This is a genomic window from Bermanella marisrubri, from assembly GCF_012295615.1.
GTDB classification, from domain to species: Bacteria; Pseudomonadota; Gammaproteobacteria; order Pseudomonadales; family Oceanobacteraceae; genus Bermanella; species Bermanella marisrubri.
Window position 1 is genome coordinate 2,129,331 of sequence record NZ_CP051183.1, and the last position, 26,054, is coordinate 2,155,384.

The 26,054-nt window shown below is 43.9% G+C and carries 21 protein-coding genes; 17 read left to right on the top strand and 4 right to left on the bottom strand.

Translation table 11 applies throughout. From position 1 onward, the window contains the following. Positions 1-39 precede the first annotated feature (39 nt). Positions 40-255 (bottom strand): DUF2835 family protein, encoded by a 216-nt coding sequence (locus tag HF888_RS09910; protein ID WP_007017166.1) that lies wholly within the window; start codon positions 253-255, stop codon positions 40-42. Between the two features lie 58 nt (positions 256-313). Further along, positions 314-5,215: an NAD-glutamate dehydrogenase gene (locus HF888_RS09915; protein ID WP_007017167.1), complete on the bottom strand. Its 4,902-nt coding sequence runs from the start codon at positions 5,213-5,215 to the stop codon at positions 314-316. Between the two features lie 240 nt (positions 5,216-5,455). Here HF888_RS09915 and HF888_RS09920 point away from each other — a divergent pair, with 240 nt between their 5' ends. The 12 genes from HF888_RS09920 to trhO all read left to right on the top strand — a co-directional run bounded on the left by HF888_RS09920 (position 5,456) and on the right by trhO (position 20,073). Beyond that, positions 5,456-6,418 carry an AAA family ATPase gene (locus HF888_RS09920; protein WP_040297550.1) on the top strand — a complete coding sequence of 321 codons (963 nt, stop codon included), beginning with the start codon at positions 5,456-5,458 and terminating at the stop codon, positions 6,416-6,418. A gap of 2 nt (positions 6,419-6,420) precedes the next feature. Next, entirely contained in the window at positions 6,421-7,380 is a 960-nt protein-coding gene (locus HF888_RS09925) for a DUF58 domain-containing protein (RefSeq protein ID WP_007017169.1), read from the top strand. A 3-nt stretch (positions 7,381-7,383) separates the two neighbouring features. Then, positions 7,384-7,824 carry a DUF4381 domain-containing protein gene (locus HF888_RS09930; protein WP_007017170.1) on the top strand — a complete coding sequence of 147 codons (441 nt, stop codon included), beginning with the start codon at positions 7,384-7,386 and terminating at the stop codon, positions 7,822-7,824. Continuing rightward, complete coding sequence (locus HF888_RS09935) at positions 7,821-8,843, top strand: vWA domain-containing protein (RefSeq protein ID WP_007017171.1); 1,023 nt, start codon at positions 7,821-7,823, stop codon at positions 8,841-8,843. The genes HF888_RS09930 and HF888_RS09935 overlap by 4 nt, the downstream gene beginning before the upstream one ends. Beyond that, complete coding sequence (locus HF888_RS09940; RefSeq protein ID WP_007017172.1) at positions 8,843-10,708, top strand: VWA domain-containing protein; 1,866 nt, start codon at positions 8,843-8,845, stop codon at positions 10,706-10,708. Before HF888_RS09935 ends, HF888_RS09940 begins: the two co-directional genes overlap by 1 nt. After that, entirely contained in the window at positions 10,702-12,378 is a 1,677-nt protein-coding gene (locus tag HF888_RS09945; RefSeq protein WP_007017173.1) for a BatD family protein, read from the top strand. The genes HF888_RS09940 and HF888_RS09945 overlap by 7 nt, the downstream gene beginning before the upstream one ends. A gap of 7 nt (positions 12,379-12,385) precedes the next feature. Further along, positions 12,386-12,556 carry an SEC-C metal-binding domain-containing protein gene (locus HF888_RS09950; protein ID WP_007017174.1) on the top strand — a complete coding sequence of 57 codons (171 nt, stop codon included), beginning with the start codon at positions 12,386-12,388 and terminating at the stop codon, positions 12,554-12,556. Continuing rightward, positions 12,553-13,437, top strand: coding sequence for a DMT family transporter (locus HF888_RS09955; protein WP_007017175.1), 885 nt, complete (start codon positions 12,553-12,555; stop codon positions 13,435-13,437). The genes HF888_RS09950 and HF888_RS09955 overlap by 4 nt, the downstream gene beginning before the upstream one ends. Positions 13,438-13,618: 181 nt before the next feature. Beyond that, the gene (locus tag HF888_RS09960; RefSeq protein WP_007017176.1) at positions 13,619-17,035 is read left to right on the top strand and encodes a methylmalonyl-CoA mutase family protein; all 3,417 of its coding nucleotides are present in this window, start codon (positions 13,619-13,621) and stop codon (positions 17,033-17,035) included. 191 nt (positions 17,036-17,226) lie between these two features. Further along, positions 17,227-17,433 carry a cold-shock protein gene (locus HF888_RS09965; protein ID WP_007017177.1) on the top strand — a complete coding sequence of 69 codons (207 nt, stop codon included), beginning with the start codon at positions 17,227-17,229 and terminating at the stop codon, positions 17,431-17,433. A gap of 116 nt (positions 17,434-17,549) precedes the next feature. Beyond that, positions 17,550-18,944 carry a leucyl aminopeptidase family protein gene (locus tag HF888_RS09970; RefSeq protein ID WP_007017178.1) on the top strand — a complete coding sequence of 465 codons (1,395 nt, stop codon included), beginning with the start codon at positions 17,550-17,552 and terminating at the stop codon, positions 18,942-18,944. A 118-nt stretch (positions 18,945-19,062) separates the two neighbouring features. Further along, positions 19,063-20,073 carry an oxygen-dependent tRNA uridine(34) hydroxylase TrhO gene (gene trhO, locus HF888_RS09975; RefSeq protein ID WP_007017179.1) on the top strand — a complete coding sequence of 337 codons (1,011 nt, stop codon included), beginning with the start codon at positions 19,063-19,065 and terminating at the stop codon, positions 20,071-20,073. Between the two features lie 57 nt (positions 20,074-20,130). Here trhO and tpx read toward each other — a convergent pair whose 3' ends face one another. Then, positions 20,131-20,628: a thiol peroxidase gene (gene tpx / locus HF888_RS09980; protein WP_007017180.1), complete on the bottom strand. Its 498-nt coding sequence runs from the start codon at positions 20,626-20,628 to the stop codon at positions 20,131-20,133. Between the two features lie 82 nt (positions 20,629-20,710). Continuing rightward, positions 20,711-21,145: a DUF695 domain-containing protein gene (locus tag HF888_RS09985; RefSeq protein WP_007017181.1), complete on the bottom strand. Its 435-nt coding sequence runs from the start codon at positions 21,143-21,145 to the stop codon at positions 20,711-20,713. A gap of 166 nt (positions 21,146-21,311) precedes the next feature. On the opposite strand from HF888_RS09985, the gene HF888_RS09990 reads away from it, so the two are divergent. The 5 genes from HF888_RS09990 to HF888_RS10010 all read left to right on the top strand — a co-directional run bounded on the left by HF888_RS09990 (position 21,312) and on the right by HF888_RS10010 (position 26,051). Beyond that, positions 21,312-21,632, top strand: coding sequence for an ArsR/SmtB family transcription factor (locus tag HF888_RS09990; protein ID WP_007017182.1), 321 nt, complete (start codon positions 21,312-21,314; stop codon positions 21,630-21,632). Between the two features lie 35 nt (positions 21,633-21,667). Beyond that, positions 21,668-23,272 carry a SulP family inorganic anion transporter gene (locus tag HF888_RS09995; RefSeq protein ID WP_165837016.1) on the top strand — a complete coding sequence of 535 codons (1,605 nt, stop codon included), beginning with the start codon at positions 21,668-21,670 and terminating at the stop codon, positions 23,270-23,272. A 196-nt stretch (positions 23,273-23,468) separates the two neighbouring features. Next, positions 23,469-23,939, top strand: coding sequence for a DUF2489 domain-containing protein (locus HF888_RS10000; protein ID WP_007017184.1), 471 nt, complete (start codon positions 23,469-23,471; stop codon positions 23,937-23,939). A 65-nt stretch (positions 23,940-24,004) separates the two neighbouring features. Next, complete coding sequence (locus HF888_RS10005) at positions 24,005-25,201, top strand: hypothetical protein (RefSeq protein WP_007017185.1); 1,197 nt, start codon at positions 24,005-24,007, stop codon at positions 25,199-25,201. A gap of 142 nt (positions 25,202-25,343) precedes the next feature. After that, complete coding sequence (locus tag HF888_RS10010) at positions 25,344-26,051, top strand: hypothetical protein (protein WP_007017186.1); 708 nt, start codon at positions 25,344-25,346, stop codon at positions 26,049-26,051. The last annotated feature ends 3 nt before the right edge of the window (positions 26,052-26,054 follow it).

Below are 26,054 nucleotides of genomic sequence, written 5' to 3' on the forward strand. Positions count from 1 at the left end.
GGGTTAATCTAAAAAGGGATTTTAAGTCCGATTTAGTGCCTAGAGCCTCTCGACCCGCTCAAACTTGTTGTGGTCATTGTAGGTAATCACGAAACGACCATGGATACCGTCATGGCCAATGAAAGACCACAGAATATTAACAGGAAAACGGATTCGACGGCCATCAAGAGCCTGTGCATAGACAAACTCCGCTCCGTGATAGGCCTTCAACACCTCTTCACTATCTATATGGATATCGACAACTATTTGGTTCACAGGTCACTCCTAGCTGCACCAAATAATACAGTAGGAGTACCCTAATATGCCAAGTACTTTAATCCGTATGCTCAGGAGCCACTCCTGGGGCTTGGCCTAATAACGGATCTTCCTCTTCAAGACTGGCCAAACGACTTGCTTGCGCTAAATCAAGCAACTCTCGAAGCGCCACAGCAAATACCGCAAAATCGGATATCTCGCCCTCTTTGAGTTCCTTAATGGTTCGTCGCCACCGGCTAATCATAGGCTCACTTTGCTCTAGCCATGCTCTTATCCGTGCATCCATATCAGCATGAGGTAGTGTATTAATAATACTCACCGTCAGAGTTCTCTGTTGCCAATCAAGGTCGTCTCGATAGGTTTCACGGGCCAGTGCCTGCCAGTGATTCATCACGGGCATCGTATTGAGTTGATCCAAGAACCACTCCAAGTCCAATTCACAGCCCACTTGATAATAGGTTGCAGCAACATCTTCTGCGTCTTGTCGAGTGTGCTCTGCCCCCTCAATAATACTGAGAACACTGAACATATTATTGGCACCTGCAATCACTGTCGCTAATTGCTCGGGCACCTGTGCTTCAACTAAGCGGTCGTAGTATTTCTGCCACATGGACTTACCCGCTCCAGCCAATAAGCTAGGTAAGTTTTCTCCCAACGACTGAGCACGTTCGCGAAATTTTTCTACTTCATCAGCTATCACCAGATCACGTCGCCGATTACGCAAGAACCATCGACTCGCTCTTCTCACTAAGCGCATTAAGCTGGACATCATGGATTCTTGAATCTCAGCGCTAACTTTATAATCCAGTTTCTCGATTTGCTCCCACAACTCGTTCATGCGAAACACGTCGCGCGCCGTCACATACGCTTTCACGATTGCCTCTATCGACGCACCAGTACTATCTCGCATGCGATTCACGTAAGTAATACCCATACGATTGACCATTTCGTTCGCCAATTGTGTCGCCACAATTTCACTGCGTAACTGATGGTCGTACATAGCTTCAGGGTATTTATCTGACAACACCTCAGGAAAAGCGGTTTCAACCGCCTTCGCTAGATAGGGATCTTCTGAAACCGACTCGATATTCAGTTGTTCTTTTAAATCGCCTTTGATGTAACTGATCAAAACCGACAACTCTGGTCGAGTTAAACCCTTTTGCTGCGACTTACGCTCATCAAGATCTTCGTCTGCAGGAAGAAACTCAAGCTCACGATTCAATTTTCCTTGCTCCTCAAGGTCATGAATCAAGCGCTTATATTCATCCATACGCGTTTTTGCTTCACGAAATGCCAATGCGATGGCTTGGGTTTGGCGATAGTTATTATCTAAAACCAGTTCAGCCACTTCATCAGTCATACTTTCAAGCAACTGATTGCGCTGCTTAACCGTCATATCGCCCGCTTGAACTAAACTGTTCAGCAAAATCTTAATGTTGACTTCATGATCCGAACAATCAACACCGGCTGCGTTATCAATGAAATCAGTAAAGCTCTGCCCTTCAGTTGCCAATGCATACTCAATACGAGCACGTTGCGTAATACCTAAATTACCGCCTTCCCCAATGACTTTTGTACGTAGTTCCTTACCATCAATACGCAAACTATCATTGGCTTTGTCGCCCGCATCTACATGGGATTCTGCACTGGACTTCACATAGGTACCGATTCCTCCATTCCAAATTAAATCAACCGGTGCCTTTAATAATGCATGAATAAGATCGTTGGGGGCTAAGCGATCAGCGCTAATATTGAAAGCCGCTTTCATTTCCGGCGAAATGGGAATTGATTTTGCGGAACGCTCAAAAATCCCTCCTCCTTTTGATAACAACTTGGTGTCGTAGTCGCTCCAAGCACTGCGAGGGGTTTCAAACAAACGTTTCCGCTCTTGATAATGATCCGTCAAATTTTTTGGATCAGGATCAATATAGATATGTAAGTGGTTAAAGGCTGCTTTCAATGCAATAGTTTCTGAGCTCAGCATACCATTACCAAATACGTCACCAGCCATATCACCAATGCCAATAACGGAAACACGATCGGTCTGAACATTCACACCACGTTCGCGGAAATGGCGCTGCACTGACACCCAAGCGCCCCGTGCGGTGATCCCCATTTTTTTATGGTCATACCCAACAGAACCACCACTAGCAAACGCATCCCCTAACCAAAATCCACGTTCGACAGCGATACCATTGGAAATATCGGAAAACGTCGCCGTACCCTTATCCGCTGCAACAACGAGATATGGATCGTCCTCATCGTGACGTACGACTTGTTTTGGTGGCACGACTTCGCCTTCGACCAAGTTGTCGGTTACGTCAAGTAAAGCTGAAATAAAGATTTTGTAGCACTCTATCCCTTCTGCCATAAAGGCATCTCGATCACCTTCCGGTAACTGCTTGGCAACAAACCCTCCCTTAGCACCAACAGGCACTATCACCGAGTTTTTCACTTGCTGAGCTTTTACCAAACCTAACACTTCTGTACGAAAATCTTCGTTACGGTCAGACCAGCGCAAACCACCCCGAGCTACTTTTCCGCCACGCAAATGGACGCCCTCAACGCGAGGACTATAGACAAAAATTTCAAACATGGGTTTTGGTAACGGGATATCTTCAATATCCCGAGGACTTAGTTTGAAGCTAAAATAGTTCTTAAACAGATTTTTATCTTTTTGGAAAAAGTTTGTACGCAAAGTAGCCGAAATTAATTCGTGATACCGACGGAATATGCGATCTTCATTAATGCTATCGACATTTTCCAATAGTTCGAAAAACTGCGTATCCAGCTTTTCTAGATGCTTATTGCGCGTCTCCATATTCATTTTTGTAGACGCAAAACGCATTTGGAAATACTTAACAATAAAGTTACTGATTTCAGGATAGCGACATAGCGTATCACTAATAAAAGTATCAGAAAAAGCAAAACCAATCTGCTTCATGTAGCGTCCATAGGCGCGCAACAGAGCGACTTCACGCCAACCAATACGAGCACCAAGCAATAAGCGATTAAAGCCGTCACTTTCCGCATTACCCTGCCATATAGCCCTAAACGCTTCTTGAAATTGCTGCTTGCTTTCGTGCAAGTCAATTGTGTCACTAAAGCTATATTCCAAAGAGAAATCATGCATCCAATACTGTTTACCGTCAGTTCGTGTAATACCATAGGGATGCTCACCCAAGACCCGCAGACCTAGGTTTTCTAAAATTGGAATGACGTCCGATAGCGGTAATAAAGAATCTGGATTATACAACTTGAATTTAAAGTGGTTGCCCTTATCAGCTACGTTCCGATACAGGCTCATAGCTACATCGTCATCTTCTTGGGCTTTACTAATGTGCTGAATATCGAGCACAGCCGTTCGAGCACTAAACTGTTCTCGATAACTTGCACTAAAAGCATTGCGGTACAGTTGAAAATATTGGTTACCTTGTTCCTCGCCGACACCATCAACCAAAGCGGCAATTAAATCGTCTTGCCAAGAACGTGCGACCTCCTGGATGTCTCTTTCAAGCTGTCTTTCATCCACTTCCATTTGATTGCGGTTATCCAAACGCAACGTGAATAAGGTCCGAGCCAAGATCGATTCACTAAAGAAAGTCGTAAAACGTGCATCTTTAGGTTCGTATGCATCCACTAAGATATTTTGAATACGCTGGCGTAATTCTGTGTTGTACAAATCCCGTGGAATAAACACCATCACAGTGAGAAATTTATTGAGCTTATCTTTGCGAATAAAAATCTGAGTTTTACGGCGTTCCTGTATATTTAAAATTCCGATCGCGGTATGGAACAACTGATCAACATCGGTGTGAAATAGCTCATCGCGAGGATAAATATCTAAAATATGCTGAAGTTCTTTACCGCTGTGACCTTCCAAATCCAATCCGGAGCGTTCTAACACCTGCTTTGCTTTTTTACGAATGATAGGAATACGGTATGGGCTTTCACTATATACATTCGATGTGAATAGCCCCATAAAGCGACGACCACCCGTCACCTGACCATTTTTATCTACACGTTTGATCGTAATAAAGTCAGGATATGCAGGGCGATGAATTCGGGAACGACGTCCAGATTTAGTGATACTGACCAACTGCGGAGCCATAATCATGGCCTGCATATCAGGCGCTAAATCATCAATAATGGTTTTATCTGGGCCATGTAATTCATGCTTGAATATGCCCAAAATACTTTTGCTATCCCGTTTAACAATAGTTTTATCATTGGCATGCTCAACCGCAAAGTCTTCGCAACCTAAATAAGTAAAGTGATTGTCATGCATCCACTCAACGAATGCGCAAGCCTCTTCAATGTCACCTTGAGAGAACGGACCTTTGCTTTCTGCAATCCACTTAATAGACTCTTTGATTCTATCTTGGACCTGAGGAAAGTCGGATACCACCAAACGAATATCGCGCAATATGGTTTCTAATGACGATTCCACACCAGCCAAAATTGAATCATCTGTATGGCGATCCACTTCAATATAAATAACGGCTTCCGGATCAGTCTCTTTTTCATTGAAGCTTTTTGCTAGATTCAACTTACCCGATTTATCACGTTTGAACGGCAACACAGCATGATTAATAAAGTGAATGGACATTTCACGTCGGTTCAATTCCATGCGAATAGAATCTACAAAAAACGGCACGTCTTTGTGCAATACCTCGACCACAGTGTGAGTACTTTGCCACCCATGCTCTTCGAAGTCGGGGTTAAATACGCGAATTTTGCTTTCACCCTTGCACTCTTGTACAAAATTCCAACAAGCGAGTGTTGCGCCATATAAGTCGTCTAAACTTCGGTTTTCAATTTCGTTAATCGGCGTAGTAGCGTAATAATGCTTTGTAAATTGTTCGATGCTCTCCGCCTGAGCACTGGGGACAGATTGCTTTAAACGCTCTATTAACGCACTGATTTGCGGATGGACTTCCTGCTGAATCATGTGGTTCATGAAGTATCCTTTATACTTAATCGATCTACTAACAGCATAGATGAAGAACAGGGATTCGCTCAACATTGCAGTTCAAACGAATATCCTTGATTTTTGAAACTATTGCCCCCATTTCGGATCAAATCCTAGCGATAACAATTTTGCTTAAAAAGCGATCAAAAAACGGCCTATCAGGTCTGACTATGAATCGCGTGAATAATTCGGTAAATTACTTTAAAAACAAAAACTTGGAATCGCCTAATGAGCACACGAGAACACCTCATAAGTCTGCAATCATCGATGCAGTCGAGCATCATTGGTCAGCCAGATTTGGTCAACGCATTATTGGTAGCGCTACTGGCTGACGGTCACTTATTAGTTGAAGGGGCGCCAGGCTTAGCCAAAACCAAAGCTATTAAAACCTTGGCAGATCGTCTTGAGGGGGCATTCCAGCGAATTCAGTTTACGCCTGATTTGTTACCGGCAGACATTACGGGAAGCGAAGTTTATCGCGCTGAAACTGGTAAATTTGAGTTTCAAGCTGGCCCTCTATTTCATAATTTGATCCTTGCCGATGAAATTAATCGTGCCCCAGCCAAGGTACAATCTGCTTTGTTAGAAGCCATGGCCGAGCGCCAGGTGAGTGTTGCCGGCACAACCTATCCACTAGACAAATTGTTCTTAGTGATGGCGACACAAAACCCTATCGAACAGGAAGGCACTTACCCTTTGCCAGAAGCTCAATTAGACCGCTTCCTGATGCACGTGCGTATTGACTATCCAGATGCCCAATCCGAACTGCAAATTTTACGACTGGCGCGCGGTGAAGCACTGATGGATGAAGATAGCGTCCAACTACCTATATTGAGCGCTGACAATATTTTTACTGCTCGCAAAGAAGTATTGGAAATGCACCTCAGCGAGCGTGTAGAGGAATATATAGTGCAACTAGTCATGGCTACCCGACAGCCACAAGCCTATGGCGAGGACATGGCAGGTTGGATTGAATTTGGCGCCAGCCCTCGCGCTACCATTGCCTTAGATCGATGCGCACGTGCCCACGCTTGGCTTGCTGGCAAAGACTATGTTAGTCCTGATGATGTACAAGCGGTTATTCACAATGTGTTACGCCACCGCATATTAGTGAGTTTTGAAGCCGAAGCATCGGGATTAAACTCCGATCGTATCATTAATGAGCTTATCTTAAGAGTTGCTGTGCCATAGCCATGACGTCTCAAGCTTCTACCACTCAAGCAGCTCTAGAACCATTTTTTCCTGCGGGCGCTTTATGCGAAGAAAAGCATCTGGTGCATTTGCGCATGCTTGCTAAACGTATTCGCATGGCAAGTCTGCCGCAACTACAAGGAATGCTCGCGGGTACACATCTTAGTAAACAGAAAGGTCGTGGTCTGGATCTTGATGAACTTCGCATTTATCAGCCAGGTGATGATATTCGAACCATAGACTGGCGCGTAACAGCAAGAACACAGCTTCCTCATACTCGCCTTTATAAAGAAGAACGCGAACGGCCGGTAATGATCTTATGCGACCAACGCTCCCCCATGTTCTTTGGTTCAAAACGCTGTTTTAAATCGGTCACAGCCGCACAGTGCTTTTCACTTATTGCATGGGCCGCCATTGAGCATGGTGATAAAGTGGGCGCTTTTTTATTAGGTGATAATGGCGAAATAGACTTTCGCCCTAAGCAGCGAGCGCAGCACGTACTGCATATTTTACAACACTTAATCCAATTTAATCGTCAACTAGCGAACAGCGACCACAATATCCAACGATCACTCAGCGAAAGCCTTCAGCATATTAAACGCTCCCTTAAACCAGGTACCACACTTTTTCTGATCAGTGACTTTTATGATTTAAACGAGGCCGACAAAGAAGTTTTGTTTCAATTAAAGCGGCATAATCATGTTGTAGCGCTGCAGGTTTTTGATCCGCTGGAGCGTGAAGTTCCACCAACCGGCACTTATGGCGTCAATGATGGTGTTCAAGAGTCGGTTCTCAATATTCAAGGAAACAACCGCAAACAGTACAAAGAAGCCTTAGATATTTGGCAGCAAGGCTTAAACTCACTCTTTCAAAAACTATCCGTCAGTCATCACCTTGTTAGTGCCGGTGACATCCCCTACTCCGCTATAAAATTGGCGTTAGAACAAAAGGGACGTGTGTAATCCATGCGAGCAATGCAACCAGATCCTTTGGCACAGTTACAAGATATAGAGTTACCACCAGAAGTTGGCTTTTGGCCGCCCGCTTGGCCTTGGTGGCTGCTAGTTATTGCCATTATTTGTCTCGCTACGGCCAGTGTCATTTATTATCGCCGCAATCGTTGGCGTAGAGCCGCAATTGCGCGTTTAAATGAATTAAATAGCAAAGATAATCAAGAGTACGTTATCGCCATTAATCGCTTACTGAAACAAATATATGTTAGCCGTTATGGACAGGGACAATCGCTATCAGGTATCAAATGGCTTGCCAGCCTTGATCGTAAAACAAAAACGCCACTATTTTTGCCAGACCTCGAAGACTTTGCACATGCTCCAGATTCAGGGCAAACCTTGGACGTAAACTTACTCAAAATGCGAGCACAGCAATGGATCAGGAGGGCTAAATGATTCACTTTGAATACCCTTGGCTATTTCTATTGTTGCCACTCCCTTTATTTGTTTATTTTTTGGCGCCTGCCCGTGAGCGCAGTAACGAATCCATTTATGCGCCAAGCTTGATGATGCTCGCAGAAGAACAACCTGCAGCAGAACATAATTCTTCGAAATTATTGATAAGTTTAGTCACCTTAACTTGGTTGAGCTTTATAACAGCGATGGCACAACCAATGTTTGTTGGCGAACCTAAAGCCTTGCAGCAAACTGATCGAAATATGATGCTGGCGGTCGATATCTCAAAAAGTATGTTAGAAGAAGACATGCAATACCAGGGTCGGCTAGTTAATCGCTTACAAACCGTAAAAGCGGTGGTTACGGATTTTGTTGAAGAACGCAAAGGGGATCGTTTAGGGCTCATTTTGTTTGGCGAACAAGCCTATATTCAAACTCCATTAACGTTCGATCTTAGCACCGTAAAACGTTTATTGGATGAAGCGGTTGTCGGGCTTGCAGGAAACAAAACTGCTATTGGTGATGCTATTGGTTTGGGTGTCAAACGTTTACAAGATTTGCCCGAATCCAACCGTGTGTTAATTCTATTAACGGATGGTCAAAATACGGCAGGAGAGATCGAACCTTTGAAAGCGGCGGAACTCGCTGAAAAAGCGGGTGTTAAAATTTATGCTATTGGTATTGGCGCTGATGAGATGGTCATCCAAGGATTCTTCGGTCCGCGCCGAGTCAACCCCAGTCGAGATCTAGATGAAGATACACTAACAGCCATTGCAGAAAATACCGGTGGGCAATATTACCGTGCTCGCAATGTAAATGAACTTGAACAGATTTATGATGTACTTAACCAGATAGAAGAAATCGAAAGCGAAGATAAAACCTTCCGTCCAGAGAAATCATTATTACATTATCCACTGCTGCTTTGCCTAGTGTTCGGTTTGATAGTGTATCTAAATCAACTAGGTTGGCACAGACGCGCACACACTCTATTGAATGATCAAAAAAAGAGGGCTAAATAATGCATTTTCTTCGCCCCGAGTTTTTGTGGTTACTTCTACTTTTACCGACCTTGTATTGGTTGCAATATACACGACAGCGTTCAATAGGTTCGTGGAGCCAACTTATCGCCAAGCAGTTACAGCCCTATATGCTTAGCAAAACACAAAAAAAAGATGCCTTTGCAAAGTGGTACAGTCCGCTACTGATGCTAATTCTGGTGTTGATCATCATTGCGTTATCAGGGCCAAGTTGGAAAAAACACCAATCCGATATTTATGACGCGCAATCCGGTCTGGTCATAGCCTTAGACTTATCTTTAAGCATGACAGCACAAGATGTCGCCCCTTCGCGACTGCAGCGAGCAAAATTCAAAATCATCGATGTACTAGATCAGTATCCAGATATGAATACAGCGCTTATGGCCTATGCCGGTGATGCTCATGTGGCTTCTCCGCTGACAAAAGACAACAAGACGGTTAAAGCCATGCTAAGCGCACTGGATCCTTACATTATGCCTGAACCCGGTAGCAATCTAATAAGACTAGTTGAACAGGCCTCTGAACTATTTGAACAAGGACAAACTCAAAATCGTCAATTACTATTGGTAACGGATGGCGTAGAGCAGCAAGATATTATGCCCGCCGCAGAGCTGCTCAATAAAGCTAATATACAATTAAGTATATTAGCCATCGGCACTGAACAAGGTGCTCCAATCGTTAAACCTAGTGGCCAGTTTTTTAAAGACGCTCAAGGTCAAGTCATAATGCCTGGGCTTGAATTGAGTGATCTACAAACATTAGCTGAGCAAAGCAATGCCAAACTTATGCGCTTAAGAAGTGACGATCGTGATATTCAGTACCTAATTCGACAAGATATCAATAGCGCAGTTACTAAGTCAGACACTAATATTGTGTTTGACCAGTGGGCCGACAATGGTAATTGGTTTTTATGGTTGGCCCTGCCCTTTACCTTACTCCTGTTTCGTCGAGGAATCGTATTAGGTATGGCACTGGTGATTCTGTTATCGCCAAACCATGACGCATGGGCAGAGCCGTATGAAAACACACCGAATTGGCTGCTGAATGATGACCAACAAGCACGCAAAATTCTAGAATCAAAACCTGAACAAGCAGCCACATTATTTGATGACCCCAAATGGCAGGCCAGCAGTCATTACAAAGCCGGAGAATACGAAAAAGCTTTAGAAAAATGGCAGCAGTTTGATGATGCAAACAGCCTTTACAACCAAGGTAATGCACTTTCAAAGTTAAATCGTTTTGATGAAGCCATCAATGCCTATCAAGCTGCTTTGGAAAAGTCACCCGATCACGAAAAAGCTAAATTTAACAAGCAATTAATCGAACAGATCCAGCAGCAGCAACAGAACCAACAACAAGGTCAGCAGGAAAACGCAAACGAACAGAACAATAGCGATCAACAAAGCAGCAGTGAGCAAAACTCAGACAATCAATCTGATCAGCAAAGCGATTTACAGTCCGAAAATCAATCAGATAATAATTCTAAATCACCCAATAACAACTCACAGCAAGACTTTGATGAAAAAGCGGCTTCTGAGAACCCAAACAAATCCTCTGATGACGAACAAGAATCTGATATACAAAACCAGCAACAAGAAAAACAGCAAGACGCGAGAAACACTAGCGACGAGCAAAAAGAATCGCAGCTTCAACAAGATGAACAAAAAGAACCGGTTTCGCAACAAAGTACAGCACAGCGTCGTCAACAAAGTGAGCATGAACAAGCTATGCAACAATGGATGGAACGCATCCCTGATGATCCTGGTGGACTGCTAAGAAATAAATTCTTATACCAATATAAAAATCGTAATCGCGATGAAAGCAATGGAGATCGTAAACCATGGTAAGGCATTTCATCCTCGCACTCACTGTGAGTCTTTATTCATTGTTGGGATGGGCCTCCACTGCATTTGAGGCTACTGTGGACCGCAACAAAGTCAGTGAAGGTGATACGGTCATTTTAACCGTTCGCTATGCAGCTAATGTTTTCAGCGACAGTCCCAACTTTCGTCCTCTGACACAAGATTTTCGAATTGTTAATCAACAGCGAAAAAGCAGTTTTCAATTCATCAACGGAAAAAGCGAAAATTGGACAGTATGGACACTATCACTCAGTCCAAAGCGCAAGGGTAAACTGCAAATTCCACCGCTCAAGTTCGAAGGTGAAGTAACCAAACCTATTTGGATTGAAGTAGCAGAAATGTCACAACGCATTCAGAATCAGCAAGATGATGTGTTTTTTGATACTCAAGTTGATGTATCTAAAGCCTACGTGCAAGGGCAAATATTGTATACAGAGAAGTTATTTTTTGCGGTCCCTCTGGATAACGGGCAGTTAAATGAACTGGCTGTAGACGAAGCGGTAGTAACTCCATTGGGAGAAATTAAACAGTATAATACCCGCGTCAATGGTCGAAACTTTAATGTCTATGAACGACAGTTTGCTATTTTCCCACAAACCAGCGGAGAGATGGTTATCCCTGGGCCCCGCTATACGGGCGAAATAAGTAACGGACCATGGCGTCCTGGTCGCCCTATTAGTCTGGGGCATCCTCCCAAAAAGATTGAAGTGTTACCTAAACCTAGCAGCTATCCAAATGCACCTTGGATCCCAGCCAAGAACTTCTCAGTCAGTGCTAATTGGCAAGGCGATCCACAGCAAATTAAGATAGGAGACCCCATTACTCTAACAATTAATATAGAAGCAAAGGGGTTAAGTTCGGCACAAATTCCGGCTGTCGCGATACCCGAATTAGATGGGTTTAAATACTATCCAGATCAAGCGCAAACACAGGACCAAGATACCGCCTCGGGACTGATTTCTAGCCGCAAACAAAGTATCGCCGTCGTCGCTACAAAGCCGGGACAATTTCGTTTGCCTGAAATTCGCATTCCTTGGTGGAACACACAAACTAATCGAGTAGAATATGCAACCATTGACGCGCAAGCCTTAACGGTGGAGACAAAAGCGTCACCAGCTCAAAGAACACAGAATTCAACTGAGGCTATCCAAGCACCACTGGCGGTCAATGCTCAGAAAGCGCTGCTACCACCGGAAACAGTTAGAGAAAACGAGTGGAGCCCATGGATGCTTTCAACACTCCTATTTGCCATTCTCTGGCTCGCCACTATTTTGTATATTGTCTGGCAGAGAGATCGCAAAAGCACTTTGGTAACCGCAGAGTCAACAGCTGCTGATACTAGCAAGCCATTAAAAGCCCTCAAAAAAGCGTGCAGAGAAAACCAGCCGGACATGGCACGACACGCGTTACTTAATTGGGCAAATACCACCCTACCCCATGCTCCATACGGGCGCCTTACTGATATTTGTAAGGACCTCAATGACAAAGCTTTAATCAGCGCTATTCAAGAACTGGATTACACTCTATATAGCGCCACAGGAAACAGTGCATGGCAAGGTGAATACTTGTGGCAATTAGTCAACCAATACAAACCCATGGCGCAATCCTCACAAAATCAGGATAATGGTCTAAAGCCTCTGTATCCAACGAGTTAAATAAAATATGAGTGACGATAAAGAACTTTGTCCTTGTGAAAGTGGCAAGCTTTATAAAGACTGCTGTAAAAAAGCCTATGATCAAGGCAATGCTCGTCAGGCTATTCTTGATGCTTTAAAGGATTCTCAAAAGGCGAAAGAATTAAGAGAATTGTTAAAGTCGAACCAGTCTGAATGAAGCTATTCATCACAACACTGATCGCACTGATTGCCTTTGCAGGCAACAGTGTTGTATGCCGTCTAGCCCTAGCAGAAGGCAGTATCGATGCAAATACGTTTACTATCGTGCGACTTATTAGCGGGGCATCTGCCTTACTAATTTTTGCGGTGCTTTTTAAGAATGGGAATACGCTAAAAGCAAGTTTGACGAAATCCAAACTAAAAACAATTGAACCTTGGTTGTCAGCATTTTTGTTATGGCTTTATGCCATCACTTTTTCCTTTGCTTATATAGAGTTGGGTGCCGCCGCTGGAGCACTGATTTTGTTTGCGAGTGTTCAGATTACTTTAGCCATAAAGCACAAGCTCAATGGTCAGCCAACGCTTGGGAGCGATATAACTGGTTTACTATTAGCTTTCTCAGGTTTGCTGTATTGGTTAGGACCACAGTCCAGTGGACCCTCAATGCTTGGAAGTGCCATCATGATGATCGGCGGTATTGCGTGGGCCGGTTACACCTATATGGGAATGGTCAATACACTACCAGCAAAGACCTCAACCACGCGAAACTTTATCCTAAGCGTTCCGTTGGCTTTGCTCTCTTTGGTATTCTTTTACTGGGTTGAACCGGTATTTAGCTCAACCGGAGTTTTACTTGCAATATTCTCAGGTGTCGTCACTTCGGCCCTTGGCTATTGGTTGTGGTACCAAGTATTGCCTCATTTTAGTGGCCTGATTGCAGGTGTATTACAACTGAGCGTGCCGATCATTGCCGCATTGGGTGGCATTGTTGTCAACCAAGAACCGATTACCCTCTCCTTTATTATTGCTTCATCTTTGATCCTTGTAGGCATCTTTTTCATGCTGAAGAGTCAAGCCAATCAGGCTAAATCTAACTAGCGTACGCACACTGATTTAACATCTAGAAAAAACGCCTATCGTTTATGACCATTTCTTCCATTAAGATTGGCGTTTTACACCCTTTCGCACTTTGGGCCTATTTCGACCTTTTCGTCCAGTGGTGCAAAGGCTAGACTCATTTTAATAATAAGAGCAAGAATAAAAATAAATGGGCTTATAAATGTCGTCTAGTGATTCAAATGCAACACCACCATTACGATTTGTCACTGCTGCCAGTCTTTTTGATGGTCATGATGCTGCTATCAATATTATGCGTCGGCTTATTCAGGATAAGGGGGTTGAAGTTATTCATCTTGGTCACAACCGCAGCGTCCAGGAAGTTATTGATACAGCTATAGATGAAGACGCCGACGCCATTTGCATCAGCTCATACCAAGGTGGTCACCTTGAATATTTTAAATACTTAATCGATGGGCTCAGAAACAAAGACGCAAACCATATTGCTGTATTTGGAGGCGGTGGAGGAACCATTACTCCGGAAGAAATCAATGAGCTACACCAATTTGGCGTTGAGCGTATTTATCACCCCAACGACGGTATGCAAATGGGTTTATTAGGCATGATTAACGATGTTGTTGATCGTGCACAGGCTCGCCGTCTGAAAAACATTCGAAATACGAAGACAAACCAAAATCATGCAAAAACTCCCTTACAGGTAGCCGAATTGATAAGCGCATTGGAAAACAATGAATTTAATCAGGATACGCTTAACGACTTTCGCGCTGATTGGAAAGCCAATAAAAAGGCCGCGGTCATTGGCATCACTGGAACTGGGGGAGCTGGAAAATCTAGCTTGACCGACGAACTGCTCAACCGATTTAATCAATACTTGCCCAACCTCAATATCGCCGTATTGGCTGTGGATCCAACCCGTCGTCGAACCGGCGGAGCCCTATTAGGTGACCGTATTCGTATGAATGCCCTACGCCATGGAAACATTTTCATGCGATCCATGGCAACACGGCGCCAGCATCTGTCGACCACAGAAATTCTTCAAGATGTCATCGATTTTTTGAGTGCCCAATACTTTGACTTTGTCATTGTAGAAACAGCTGGCATCGGACAAAGCGATTCCGAGATCGTCGACTATGTAGATCACGCTATGTATGTCATGACCAGTGAATTTGGAGCTGCCAGTCAACTAGAAAAAATTGATATGCTGGATTTTGCCGACAGCATCGTTATCAACAAATTTGAAAAAGCCGCCAGTGAAGACGCAATACGAGATGTAAGAAAACAATATCGCCGCAATCGCAATGAATTTACAACAGCGGATGATGAATTACCTGTATTCGCTACCATCGCCAGCCAATTTAATGATCCTGGGGTCAACTGGCTATTTCAAAGTTTACTCAATCGTATCTGCAAGCAATTTCCTCAATTGGCAGATGGTGCCAAGCTGTCAACTAACTTTGGGCCAGAGAACCCAAAAGGTCTTGCGTTAATTCCTGGTTCACGAACTCGCTATCTCGCAGAAATCGCAGAGAATGGTCGCAAGCAATCACAATTTGCCATACAACAAAAAGAATATGCCTCACGAGCGCAACACCTATACGAAACCCTTAAAGCGCTGAAAGATCCGTTACTTCCCACTCCATTAGAATATTACGAATCAAACGTTCTATCCCAAGCATACGAATGGCAAGCCCTTCGCCAATATTACCAAGAGGCTTTGCATGCCATCGATGCTGATTTACGTACACAGTTAATCGCTTGGCCTAAAAATAAACAAGACGTAAAAGATGAAACTTATGAATATCAGGTTCGAGATAAAACCATCAAAGGTGAAAACTATCGTGAGAGCTTGAGTCATCTATCTATATGCAAAGTCGCTCCATTAAATAGTTCTGATTGGGGTGAATGGGCACTGTATTTAACCCAAGAAAACTTACCGGGTTACTACCCTTTTACCGCAGGTGTTTTCCCCTACCGCCGCCAAGGAGAAGACCCTATCCGTATGTTTGCTGGAGAAGGTACACCAGAGCGTACCAATCGCCGATTCCACTACCTAAGCTTAGGACAACCAGCCGCTCGTTTATCAACGGCCTTTGATAGCGTAACGCTATACGGAGAGAATCCAGCATCACGACCAGATATTTATGGAAAGGTAGGTAATAGTGGCGTGAGCATCGCTAGTTTGGACGATATGAAAAAACTCTATTCAGGTTTTGACTTATGCGATCCAAGTACTTCTGTTTCTATGACCATCAATGGACCGGCTCCGATTATTCTTGCTTTTTTTATAAACGCCGCCATTGATCAGCAAGTCGAAAAATACGTAAAAGAAAACGGCCAGTGGCATCAGCTAGAAACTGCATTGAAAGAAAAATATAAAGATCAAACAGCCCCGCAGTACGAAGGTGTATTACCAGAAGGCAATAACGGGCTAGGTTTAGGCTTGCTGGGCATTACTGGCGACCAAGTACTTGATAAAGATACTTATGAGAAAATCAAAGCTGCCACTCTCAAGCAAATTCGCGGTACCGTTCAAGCGGATATTTTGAAAGAAGATCAAGCACAAAATACTTGTATTTTTTCTACTGAATTTGCAATGCATATGATGGGAGATATTCAGTCTTATTTTATTGATCATCAGGTCAAAAATTTTTACAGCGTTTCCATCAGTGGATATCACATTGCAGAAGCCGGGGCCAATCCCATCACGCAATTGGCCTTCACCCTAGCAAATGGCTTCACAATCGTAGAATATTATTTAAGTCGCGGTATGCATATCGATGACTTTGCTGCGAATTTAAGCTTTTTCTTCAGCAATGGGATGGATCCGGAATATGCCGTCATTGGTCGAGTAGCACGCAGGATTTGGGCGCGCGCGTTGAAGAATCTATACAACGCCAATGAGCGCTCACAAAAACTGAAATACCACATTCAAACCAGCGGTCGCTCATTGCATGCCCAAGAAATTCAATTCAATGACATACGCACCACTCTTCAAGCCATGTATGCATTGTTTGATAATTGCAACAGCCTACACACTAATGCTTATGATGAAGCACTTACCACGCCCACGGAAGAAAGTGTCAGACGGGCCGTAGCGATTCAAATGATCATCAACAAAGAATTAGGTTTGAATCAATGTGAAAACCCCCTTCAGGGCAGTTACTTTATAGAATCGTTAACGGATCTAGTGGAAGAGGCTGTCTACGAAGAGTTTGAACGCTTAAATGATCGAGGAGGCGTGCTCGGGGCAATGGACACCATGTACCAGCGTTCTAAAATTCAAGATGAATCCATGTTTTACGAACATAAAAAACATGATGGCTCACTTGAAATTGTAGGTGTTAATACTTTTATCTCAGACCATAGCGACGGTGTCACAGCCGACCTTACTCTTGCTCGCTCAAGTGAAGAGGAAAAAAACCAGCAAATCAAAAACATACAAGCCTTCGAATTGCGACATCGCGATGAAATTGAAACAGCATTAAATCAATTAAAAAACACTGCAAAAATAAGGGGAAATACCTTCGCAATGTTAATGGAGGCCGTTAAGTGCGCCAGCTTAGGGCAGATCAGTCACGCCCTCTATGAAGCAGGCGGCGAATATCGACGTAACATGTAAGCCAAAAGTATAATTGAAAGAAAAAATTCACAAAAATCGAATAAAAAAGCGAAATTTTTTGTTTTATTTGTAATCAATAGCGAGTAGCATGATTCTCGTTTATTAGAACATTTTCTAGTAAATACGCTTGGCTGTCATCGACAGTGGTTTTAATGCCAAACTTGTTTGGCCCATAGAAAGAGAAATGCAAAATGTCCAAAGTGACAGGAACCGTTAAATGGTTCAACGATGAAAAAGGCTTCGGCTTCATTCAACAGGACGGCGGTAAGGATGTATTCGTACATTACAGCGCAATCCAAGGATCTGGTCGTCGCACATTGGCAGAAGGCCAACAAGTTACGATGACTGTGACTCAGGGCCAAAAAGGCCTACAAGCGGAAGATGTAGAACCTGCATAATCTTGCTTGAGCAAAAAAAGCGGCTGAGGCCGCTTTTTTTATGCCTGCTTCCTAAGTACCTACCCCTCCAATATTCATGCTAAGATCTTACTAACCGCTTGATCTAAAGGAAGTTTATGTCTGATTCAATGACGTGTACCAGCCGCCACTGTGACAGTATTGTGCATAGCCAAGATGGCATTCCATTGAAATTATTTTCAGTTACTGAATACGAAAGCTGGCTGCAACTGCAAGATAGCTTTACGCAGAATATCTTACAGCCATTACACCTACACAAATCCGGTGCAGCCACTATTCCGAATATCAAAGGTGAGACCGCGTTGGCAATCGCCGTTAGTGCCGATCCAAGTGATTTATGGGCCTTTGCTAATCTTCCTAAACAACTCCCAGCGCAGCAATATAAATTAGAAGATAGCCCATATGGTGACAATCTTGCCATGACTTGGGGATTAGCCACCTATCAATTTTCTCGCTATTTAAAACAGCAAGAGGATCAGACCCATATCACTCTGGCAATCCCTGACAAAAATTTATATGAAGAGGCGCAGCGCCAAATCCAAGCCGTCACACTCGTTAGGGACCTTGTGAACACCCCAGCAGGCGATATGATGCCTCAGGATCTTGCAGCTACGACCAAGTACCTAGCTGAAGAATTCAACGGCTCGTTTAATGAAATCGTAGATGCTTCATTAATTGAGCAAAACTACCCAATGATCCATGCTGTTGGACGTGCTAGCGAAAATCGACCGCGCTTACTGGAACTCAAGTGGGGTAAGGAGTCGGACCCAAAGGTCACACTTGTTGGTAAAGGAGTGTGCTTTGATAGCGGCGGCCTTGATCTTAAACCAGCCAATGCTATGCGGCTTATGAAAAAAGACATGGGTGGTGCTGCTCACGTATTGGGTGTTGCTCACTTGGTCATGAGCCATGCCCTACCCGTTCAATTGCGGGTATTAATTCCCGCGGTAGAAAACGCTGTCAGCGCCAATGCTTTCCGACCCGGTGATGTGCTCAATACAAGAAAGGGATTGAAAGTAGAAATCGACAACACGGATGCAGAAGGACGTCTCGTCCTTTGTGACGCGTTAACCGATGCTTGTGAACAAAATCCAGACCTTATCATTGATTTCGCCACCCTGACGGGTGCGTGTCGAATTGCACTGGGTACAGAGCTGCCTGGCTACTTTAGCAATAGCAATGAAATAGCCCATGCCCTGTTCCAAGCTGGCAGTCAAACACAAGATCCGGTTTGGCAGCTGCCTTTACACACCCCGTACAAAGATATGATTAAGAGTGATGTTGCCGATATGGTCAACAGCGCGGCTTCGCCGTTTGGCGGCGCGATTACAGCTGCGCTCTATCTTCAGGCGTTCATTGAAAACGACACGCCTTGGATCCATTTCGATGTAATGGCTTGGAACAACCGGACGCTTCCTGGCCGTCCTTCTGGCGGAGAGGCAATGGGGGTTCGCGCTGTTTTTGAAATGCTACAGGGTCGCTACGGTCAGTAACATTATATAAATAAAAAAGGGCCTTTGGGCCCTTCACTTTCCCGTCATCATCCCTATAATTGCGCCCTCAAAATCAACCAAGCGCCGAATTTACGTTTCGGTGAGCAGGAGAAGCTATATGAGTGAAACTCAAGGCAGCATTGTCGTATGCGCCATGTACAAGTTTGTCACACTAGATGACTATCAATCCATCCGCGCACCCCTTCATAACTTCATGGAAACTCAGGGTATACGCGGTACACTTCTACTTGCCAACGAGGGTATCAATGGCACCGTGGCTGGAAGTCGAACGGCCATCGACGCCTTACTTGATTGGTTGCGTAAAGACGAACGCCTAGCGGATATTGATTATAAAGAATCGTATACCGACACCCCCCCTTTCCACCGTACAAAAGTGAAACTCAAGAAAGAAATTGTGACCATGGGTGTTGAGGGTATTGATCCCAAGCGCGTGGTTGGTACCTACGTCGAAGCTAAAGATTGGAATGATTTGATCAGTGACCCTGATGTTGTTTTGGTCGATACACGCAATGATTATGAGTTCCAAGTGGGCACGTTCAAAAATGCGATCAATCCGAATACAGAGACCTTTCGAGAATTCCCTCAATACGTAAAAGAAAATCTAGATCCCAATAAAAATAAAAAAGTTGCTATGTTCTGTACCGGTGGCATCCGCTGTGAGAAATCCACTGCGTACTTGAAAGAGCAAGGCTTCGACGAAGTTTATCACCTTAAAGGCGGCATCCTTAAATACCTTGAGGAAGTACCGCAAGAAGAAACAATGTGGGATGGCGAATGCTTTGTTTTTGATGAACGCGTCACCGTCAATCATCAGTTAGAGAAAGGTCAGTATGATCAATGCCATGCTTGTCGCTTGCCAATCACCGAAGAGGAAAAGCAAAGTGAAAAGTATCAAAAAGGAGTGAGCTGCCCGCATTGTTATGACAAGCTAACTGAAGAACAACGCCAACGCTTTGCTGAGCGAGAGCGTCAAGTGGAGTTGGCTAAGAAACGCGGTGAAGCGCATATAGGTTCGGATGTGAAAAAGACCATTGAGCAACATCGCCAAGAAAAAGAGGCTGAACGGGAACGTCAAAGACTTCGAAGTTTAAAAGGTCAATCCGTTTAACATCCAAGAAAAAAGGGCCAAATGGCCCTTTTTTATTATCACTTTAAACGACAACAATTAAGCCAAAGCTTTCAATGCTTCTTCGTAATCTGGCTCATCCGCAGTTTCTGCCACTTGCTCGGTATAAATTACCTTGCCGTCGGCATTGATAACCACAACGGCTCTGGATAGCAAGCCAGTCAAAGGTCCTGTAGCGAAATCAACACCATAGTCTTTACCAAAACTTGAGCGGAAACTTGAACCATTGATAACGTTTTCGAGCCCTTCTGCACCGCAAAAGCGATTCATGGCAAAAGGAAGATCAGCAGAAACACAGACCACTTTAGTATTATCTAAAGAAGATGCCTTTTCATTAAATTTGCGCACCGAAGTCGCACAAGTTGGTGTATCTACCGATGGGAAAATGTTTAGGACGATGTTACTGCCCTTAAGATCGGCTAATGTTAAATCGGCGAGGTCAACTTGAGTCAGCTTGAAGTCTGGGGCTTGATTACCTACCTTCGGCAATTCTCCGCAGGTTTCAAACGCATTGCCTTGAAGAGTTACTGTTGCCATGTTTTTCTCCTTATTAATTTTACTGAAGTGTATTGCTACAGTATGACCTGTAGTTACGCATGGCAAGATATTTTGGATGATATTATTGTGTTTTGATCGCGTCGCGTAATTGGGTAAATACCAACCAATCCGCATCCTCTTCCGAGGAGACTTCAATCGGATACAGACCTGTATCCGTTGGAATAGAATCTAGCGCCAATGTAACTTCTTCATTGCTTGTCGCATAAAGAATCCATTGATTAATCCCTTGAGAAGTAAGAACCATCACCAACAGACCACATGGCTTGCTCTCTATGGCTTGCATCAGTTTTTGGTTAAACGCATCTATCTTTATGAGTTCAGCCTGATTTGGATATCCGGTGTCTGCATCCACATCAGACGCTTCCCAAACAATCTGAATACAATGTGGGTACTGACCAGACCCCTTTTCATCTTCGACACCATCGCGATAGCGGATTGTAATCGGATCATTTTGAAACGTACCGTCAGCAGTAATCCAGCGATTTGAGAAGGCCATACTCGTACCTATCCATGATGGTTTTTCTTAAAAACTAGCAGATTATAATTAGATTGCACAACACATTGGCTTTTTATGCCTAAATTAAGAGCCCCACACTCTATATTAGATTTACCTAAATTAGTTATGCTAATATTAGAAAGATCAACTGTATATGAGAACTTTTATGGATACACCTATTCTCGCAGAAGAGATGCAAAAGCACGCGCGCGACGCGTCACAACTTCTTAAAGCACTGGCCAATGAAAATCGCCTGATGATTCTGTGTTCACTAGGTCAAGGAGAACTGAGCGTATCAGAGCTAAACGAACGACTCACATTAAGCCAAAGTGCATTAAGCCAACATCTAGCTTGGCTAAGAAGAGAGGATCTTGTGCAAACCCGCCGAGATGCTCAAACAATCTATTACGCGTTACATGGCACTAAGGCGAAAGCCATTATCGACGTATTACAAAGCATTTATTGTGCAGATCTGGTGACAAACTAGAGATGTTCGTTCCATGGCGCAGCAAACCTCTGGAGTTGGGTAATAACCTTTCTGCGGGCATCATTGTAGCCTTTCTGATCATTCCGCAAGCCATCGGCTATGGCCTATTGGCCAATGTGCCAGCAAATATTGCTCTCGCTGCAGCCACACTTCCTTTAATCGCTTACGCTTTATTTGGCGGCAGTCGGTCGATGGCAGTCGGCCCCGTCGCAATTGTCAGCCTCATGGTTGCTGAGGCTACTACTGACATGAGTGCCAATGAAATAGCTCTAAGCGTTCCTTTGTTAGCCTTAATGGTCGGAACAATCCTACTGACTATTCGATTCCTGAGCCTAGGTAAGTTGGTAAATTTTATAGGCCATCCTGTCATTCAAGGTTTCACATCTGCCGCCGCTGTTTTGATCATATTCAAGCAGCTCGAACTAATGCTTGGTTTGCCTTCTGATGTATTCAACGTCAACACGTGGCACCTTCCAAGCCTTCTACTAAGCACGCTCAGCCTTATTTCACTAATAATTGTGAAAGGTTTTATGCCATCGCCCTTGAACAAGCTAGGCCCTTTAATGGTTCTACTTGCCGGTATGATAATCGCCTTAAACCTGCCAAATTTGAAAATAGAAACGATTGGTTATCATGCCACTGGTGACATCTTCACCCTTTTCTCACCGTGGAATCAGGATACGAACGCACTCTCAAATACGCTATTAACCCTGCTTCCGAGTGCTGTCATTATCTCTGTGTTAGTGTTCTTAGAAAGCACTTCGGTGGCTAAAGTTGTGGCAAAAAAACATGATGAACGTATATCTCCCAATCAAGAGCTAATGGGATTAGGCAGCGCCAATATCATCGCAGGGTTCTCGGGCGCCTTTCCGGTAGCCGGTGGATTTGGGCGGACGATGGTCAATGAAGAAGCTGGTTCTACGTCTCCGCTGGCTGGGGTGTTCACAGCATTATTCGTTCTGCTATTCATCAATTTTATTCCAGAATCCATCAATTACATGATGAAACCCGTGCTCGGTGCTATTATCGCCATGGCCGTTTGGAGCCTGATTGATCTATCGCCACTCTATAGCCATTGGAAAATACACCCACAAGACAATGCCATTTGGCTTGCCAGTTTTTTGGGTGTTTTTATTCTGGGCGTTGAAAGCGGCATAATGATCGGCGTTGGCCTTTCCATTGCATTTTTGCTTCGAAACGCAGCCCACCCACATATCGCCATTATCGGTCGTATCCCAAATACAAGCCATTTTAGAAATGTACGCAGACACAAAGTCGAAACCCATCCTCATGTGTTGGCGATTCGAATAGATGAAGGACTAACGTTTGCCAACGCTGAAAACATAGAAGATTTTATCGCTCGAGCTATTTTCGATCATCCAAAAACTAGGCATCTCCTATTGGTCTTTTCAGCGGTCAATCAAATCGACAGCGACGGACTAGAAAGGTTAGAAAGCATCATTCGCAGACAAAAAAAGGAAGGTATCCTCACTCATCTGGCCGAGGTGAAAGGCCCTATTATGGACAAACTGCAACATTTACATTTAGAGAAACTTTTAGCTCCAGGTCAAATCTATATGAGTACACATGAAGCATTTGAGGCTTTGGAGAATCAAAATGACAACGAACACAAAAGCTAAAAACCAAACTTGTGACTTAAATATGCAACGCCCCTACTTCGAGGTCTCTAACCAGCGTGGAAAAAGCTCATCTAAAGTGCGCTATGTAGAAAGCAACCACGCTAAAAGCTGCCGCCTAAGCCAGGACTAAACAACACTCGAGCCCCTTGTGAATTCCTTATGAAACCCCATAATAGGTACAAATCTCGGAGGTAGTATGGTTTATTTAGTTACAGCAGCCATCGCTGTTATTGTCATATTGAGCGGAATCGCGGCTTATTATTTGGTCAAGTTAAAGCACGCAAAAGACGCGCAAAGAAAAGCGATTGCTGAAGGTGAAGCGGCTTGGCGCAACAAGCAGGAAGAAATTGCATCAGATATTCGGTTCATTGCCAATGCCATGGTCCAAGAACAGTGCGAGATTACAGAGGGCTGTATGCGCCTGACAGTCCTGATGGATCGTCTTGATGAAGACCTGCGCTTCCAACCAGAGTTCAGTTCCATAAAAGCGCATTATGAGGCCACTGCTCACATGCCAACTCACGATGCGTACAAAGCACTAAAGCCAAAACAACGCTTTGAGTTAGATAAGCAACGTTTTGAGCTAGAAGAAACAAATAAGCGTGCGGTTTTACGAGATGCCAAAATACTGGTAACGCAAAAGTTTAAAGCATTAGAGCTACACTAAAATCCAAAAACTGAGCTCTTCGAAGTCTTACGAATTAATACTTATCACTCTAATAAGGACCTCTCATGCTTCTTCGCCTTAGCCTGATAATTTTACCGGTTCTTGTTTCTGCCTGCGCGGGCCCTCAGTTAAAAGATACAAAGCAAATTGAAATGCAAGCAATTGAGCAAGCCCAAAGTGCGGACGTTTCTATTGAAAGCGTATTCGAGCGGGTACGCAATATACAGACTGACGCACGAAAAGAAGATCTATATTTCTACAGCCCAAACTACATGGCCAATGGCGAAACCGCCATGACCAAAGCGGAATCTGCTTTAAATGCGAATAACCAAGCTTTAGCCATGACCGAAGCCTTAAAGGCAGAAGCATTTTTCAAGCGTGGTTTAGCCATAAAACCCTTGGCTCTGCAGCAACTAGATGATGTATTTAGGGGCATGGATATGCTTCGGGGCTTGAAAGCGAATCAATATTTAGCGTCAGATTTCCAAGATATCCAAGCTGACATTCAAGAGACCATTGAACTCATTGAACAAGGCAATACATCTGAGTTGGCAGATGAGCAAAAAAGCTTGCTAAACGACATTTATGAATTAGAAATTGAAACTCTGCGGGTGATCTTTCTTCGCCCGGTGGAAATTGCGCTCGAAAGTGCAGAAGATGTCGATGCGGATGAATTTGCAGCTCAGTCCTATGCTGAAGCAGAGAAAGCCATGGATCGACTTGAAGAGTTAATTAAACAGCAGCCCAAGCAACGAGAGCAAATTAAGATTGACTCGCAAAATGCTGTTCGCCTTGCCCAGCACGCACTGCATGTGGCTCAAGCAGCGAAACCCCTGTTGCGACTGGATTCTAAATCTGCAGAAAAGCACATATTATCGATCGAACAGTTCCTGATGCGAATTGGTACCGCTCTAGGCGAGAAAGACGTCACTCATCTCCCGTTAAATAGTCAGTCTATTGCCCTAGCGCAAACAGCCGAAATTCTAGCAAAGCAAGCCAAATCTAAGCTTGAACAACAACTTGAACAAAACCGAACACAAAACGAGAACCAGCAATTACAGCAACGCATCAAAAAACTCGAACGCTTACTAGAAGATGCTCAGAACAAAGCAAGATCAAATTCAGTTGACCCTCAACCGCCTACACCTGCTAAGTCAACACAGGTAAATCCAGACAACAATGCTAACAAGTCAGTTATTGTCGACACGCAAACCAGTGAGAGTCCCAAAGAAACTAATATGAATAATAAAAGCGCCGAATAAGAATCTGCTTAACACAGATGGGTTTGGTACTTTTTACTGATTTATTCAATGTAAGCCCAATTTAAAAACCATGACAGACGTCACCTGTCTGGTTAGAATACCTCGCACTTTCTCACAGAAAACAATAATAACGAGAGTTTCAATGATGCGAATTATCATTTCCATCGCATGCCTATTTTTAGCATTGCCAAGCCAAGCCGGTTATTTAGGCGCTGGATACAGTTTGACTAGCACAAACAGCTATGACGAAGTCGACGATGGTTATCGCTTCGATTTTGGCACGGAACTAACAGATTGGCTTGATTTAGAATGGGGTTATATCAATTACGGTGAAAGCCGGTTCGATGATCCTACATACATTCCAGCAGACGAAGACAATGACGAAGCCGCTCGATTTGAGAATATTGGTTTTGGTGATTTTGGAGGAAACGAATTTAACGGTATCACTTCCGCCGAAACTCAAGGTATCAGTGCTGGACTCAAGTTCAAAAAATCAGTGAACAATTGGTTTCAACTTTATGCTCGAGTAAGCTTTTTGGCTTGGCAAAGTGATACAACTCGAGTCACAATTTTTGGTGCTGAAACACCCGTCGATGCAGACGGCAACGAGGTAAACGATCTCGCTGATGCAACGAACATTAATGATTGCGGTACCACCAGCTACTGTCGCCTCACAGAAGAAGGCGAATCTCATCAGGCTGTAGACTTTTGGTACGGCTATGGTTTTATACTAAAGCCATTCTCTTGGGTTTCATTCAGAACGGAATACGCGATCGTCACTATGAACGCTATTGATTACCCGAAAAATACATTTGAGGGGATCACTACAAGCCTGCAAATCCACTTCTAATTT

What these genes read in the sequence shown, in the direction of transcription:
- HF888_RS09915 (WP_007017167.1), bottom strand. Translation starts at nt 5,215, where the DNA reads ATGAACCACATGATTCAGCAGGAAGTCCATCCGCAAATCAGTGCGTTA.
- HF888_RS09920 (WP_040297550.1), top strand. Translation starts at nt 5,456, where the DNA reads ATGAGCACACGAGAACACCTCATAAGTCTGCAATCATCGATGCAGTCG.
- HF888_RS09925 (WP_007017169.1), top strand. Translation starts at nt 6,421, where the DNA reads ATGACGTCTCAAGCTTCTACCACTCAAGCAGCTCTAGAACCATTTTTT.
- HF888_RS09930 (WP_007017170.1), top strand. Translation starts at nt 7,384, where the DNA reads ATGCGAGCAATGCAACCAGATCCTTTGGCACAGTTACAAGATATAGAG.
- HF888_RS09935 (WP_007017171.1), top strand. Translation starts at nt 7,821, where the DNA reads ATGATTCACTTTGAATACCCTTGGCTATTTCTATTGTTGCCACTCCCT.
- HF888_RS09940 (WP_007017172.1), top strand. Translation starts at nt 8,843, where the DNA reads ATGCATTTTCTTCGCCCCGAGTTTTTGTGGTTACTTCTACTTTTACCG.
- HF888_RS09945 (WP_007017173.1), top strand. Translation starts at nt 10,702, where the DNA reads ATGGTAAGGCATTTCATCCTCGCACTCACTGTGAGTCTTTATTCATTG.
- HF888_RS09950 (WP_007017174.1), top strand. Translation starts at nt 12,386, where the DNA reads ATGAGTGACGATAAAGAACTTTGTCCTTGTGAAAGTGGCAAGCTTTAT.
- HF888_RS09955 (WP_007017175.1), top strand. Translation starts at nt 12,553, where the DNA reads ATGAAGCTATTCATCACAACACTGATCGCACTGATTGCCTTTGCAGGC.
- HF888_RS09960 (WP_007017176.1), top strand. Translation starts at nt 13,619, where the DNA reads ATGTCGTCTAGTGATTCAAATGCAACACCACCATTACGATTTGTCACT.
- HF888_RS09965 (WP_007017177.1), top strand. Translation starts at nt 17,227, where the DNA reads ATGTCCAAAGTGACAGGAACCGTTAAATGGTTCAACGATGAAAAAGGC.
- HF888_RS09970 (WP_007017178.1), top strand. Translation starts at nt 17,550, where the DNA reads ATGTCTGATTCAATGACGTGTACCAGCCGCCACTGTGACAGTATTGTG.
- trhO (WP_007017179.1), top strand. Translation starts at nt 19,063, where the DNA reads ATGAGTGAAACTCAAGGCAGCATTGTCGTATGCGCCATGTACAAGTTT.
- tpx (WP_007017180.1), bottom strand. Translation starts at nt 20,628, where the DNA reads ATGGCAACAGTAACTCTTCAAGGCAATGCGTTTGAAACCTGCGGAGAA.
- HF888_RS09985 (WP_007017181.1), bottom strand. Translation starts at nt 21,145, where the DNA reads ATGGCCTTCTCAAATCGCTGGATTACTGCTGACGGTACGTTTCAAAAT.
- HF888_RS09990 (WP_007017182.1), top strand. Translation starts at nt 21,312, where the DNA reads ATGGATACACCTATTCTCGCAGAAGAGATGCAAAAGCACGCGCGCGAC.
- HF888_RS10000 (WP_007017184.1), top strand. Translation starts at nt 23,469, where the DNA reads ATGGTTTATTTAGTTACAGCAGCCATCGCTGTTATTGTCATATTGAGC.
- HF888_RS10005 (WP_007017185.1), top strand. Translation starts at nt 24,005, where the DNA reads ATGCTTCTTCGCCTTAGCCTGATAATTTTACCGGTTCTTGTTTCTGCC.
- HF888_RS10010 (WP_007017186.1), top strand. Translation starts at nt 25,344, where the DNA reads ATGATGCGAATTATCATTTCCATCGCATGCCTATTTTTAGCATTGCCA.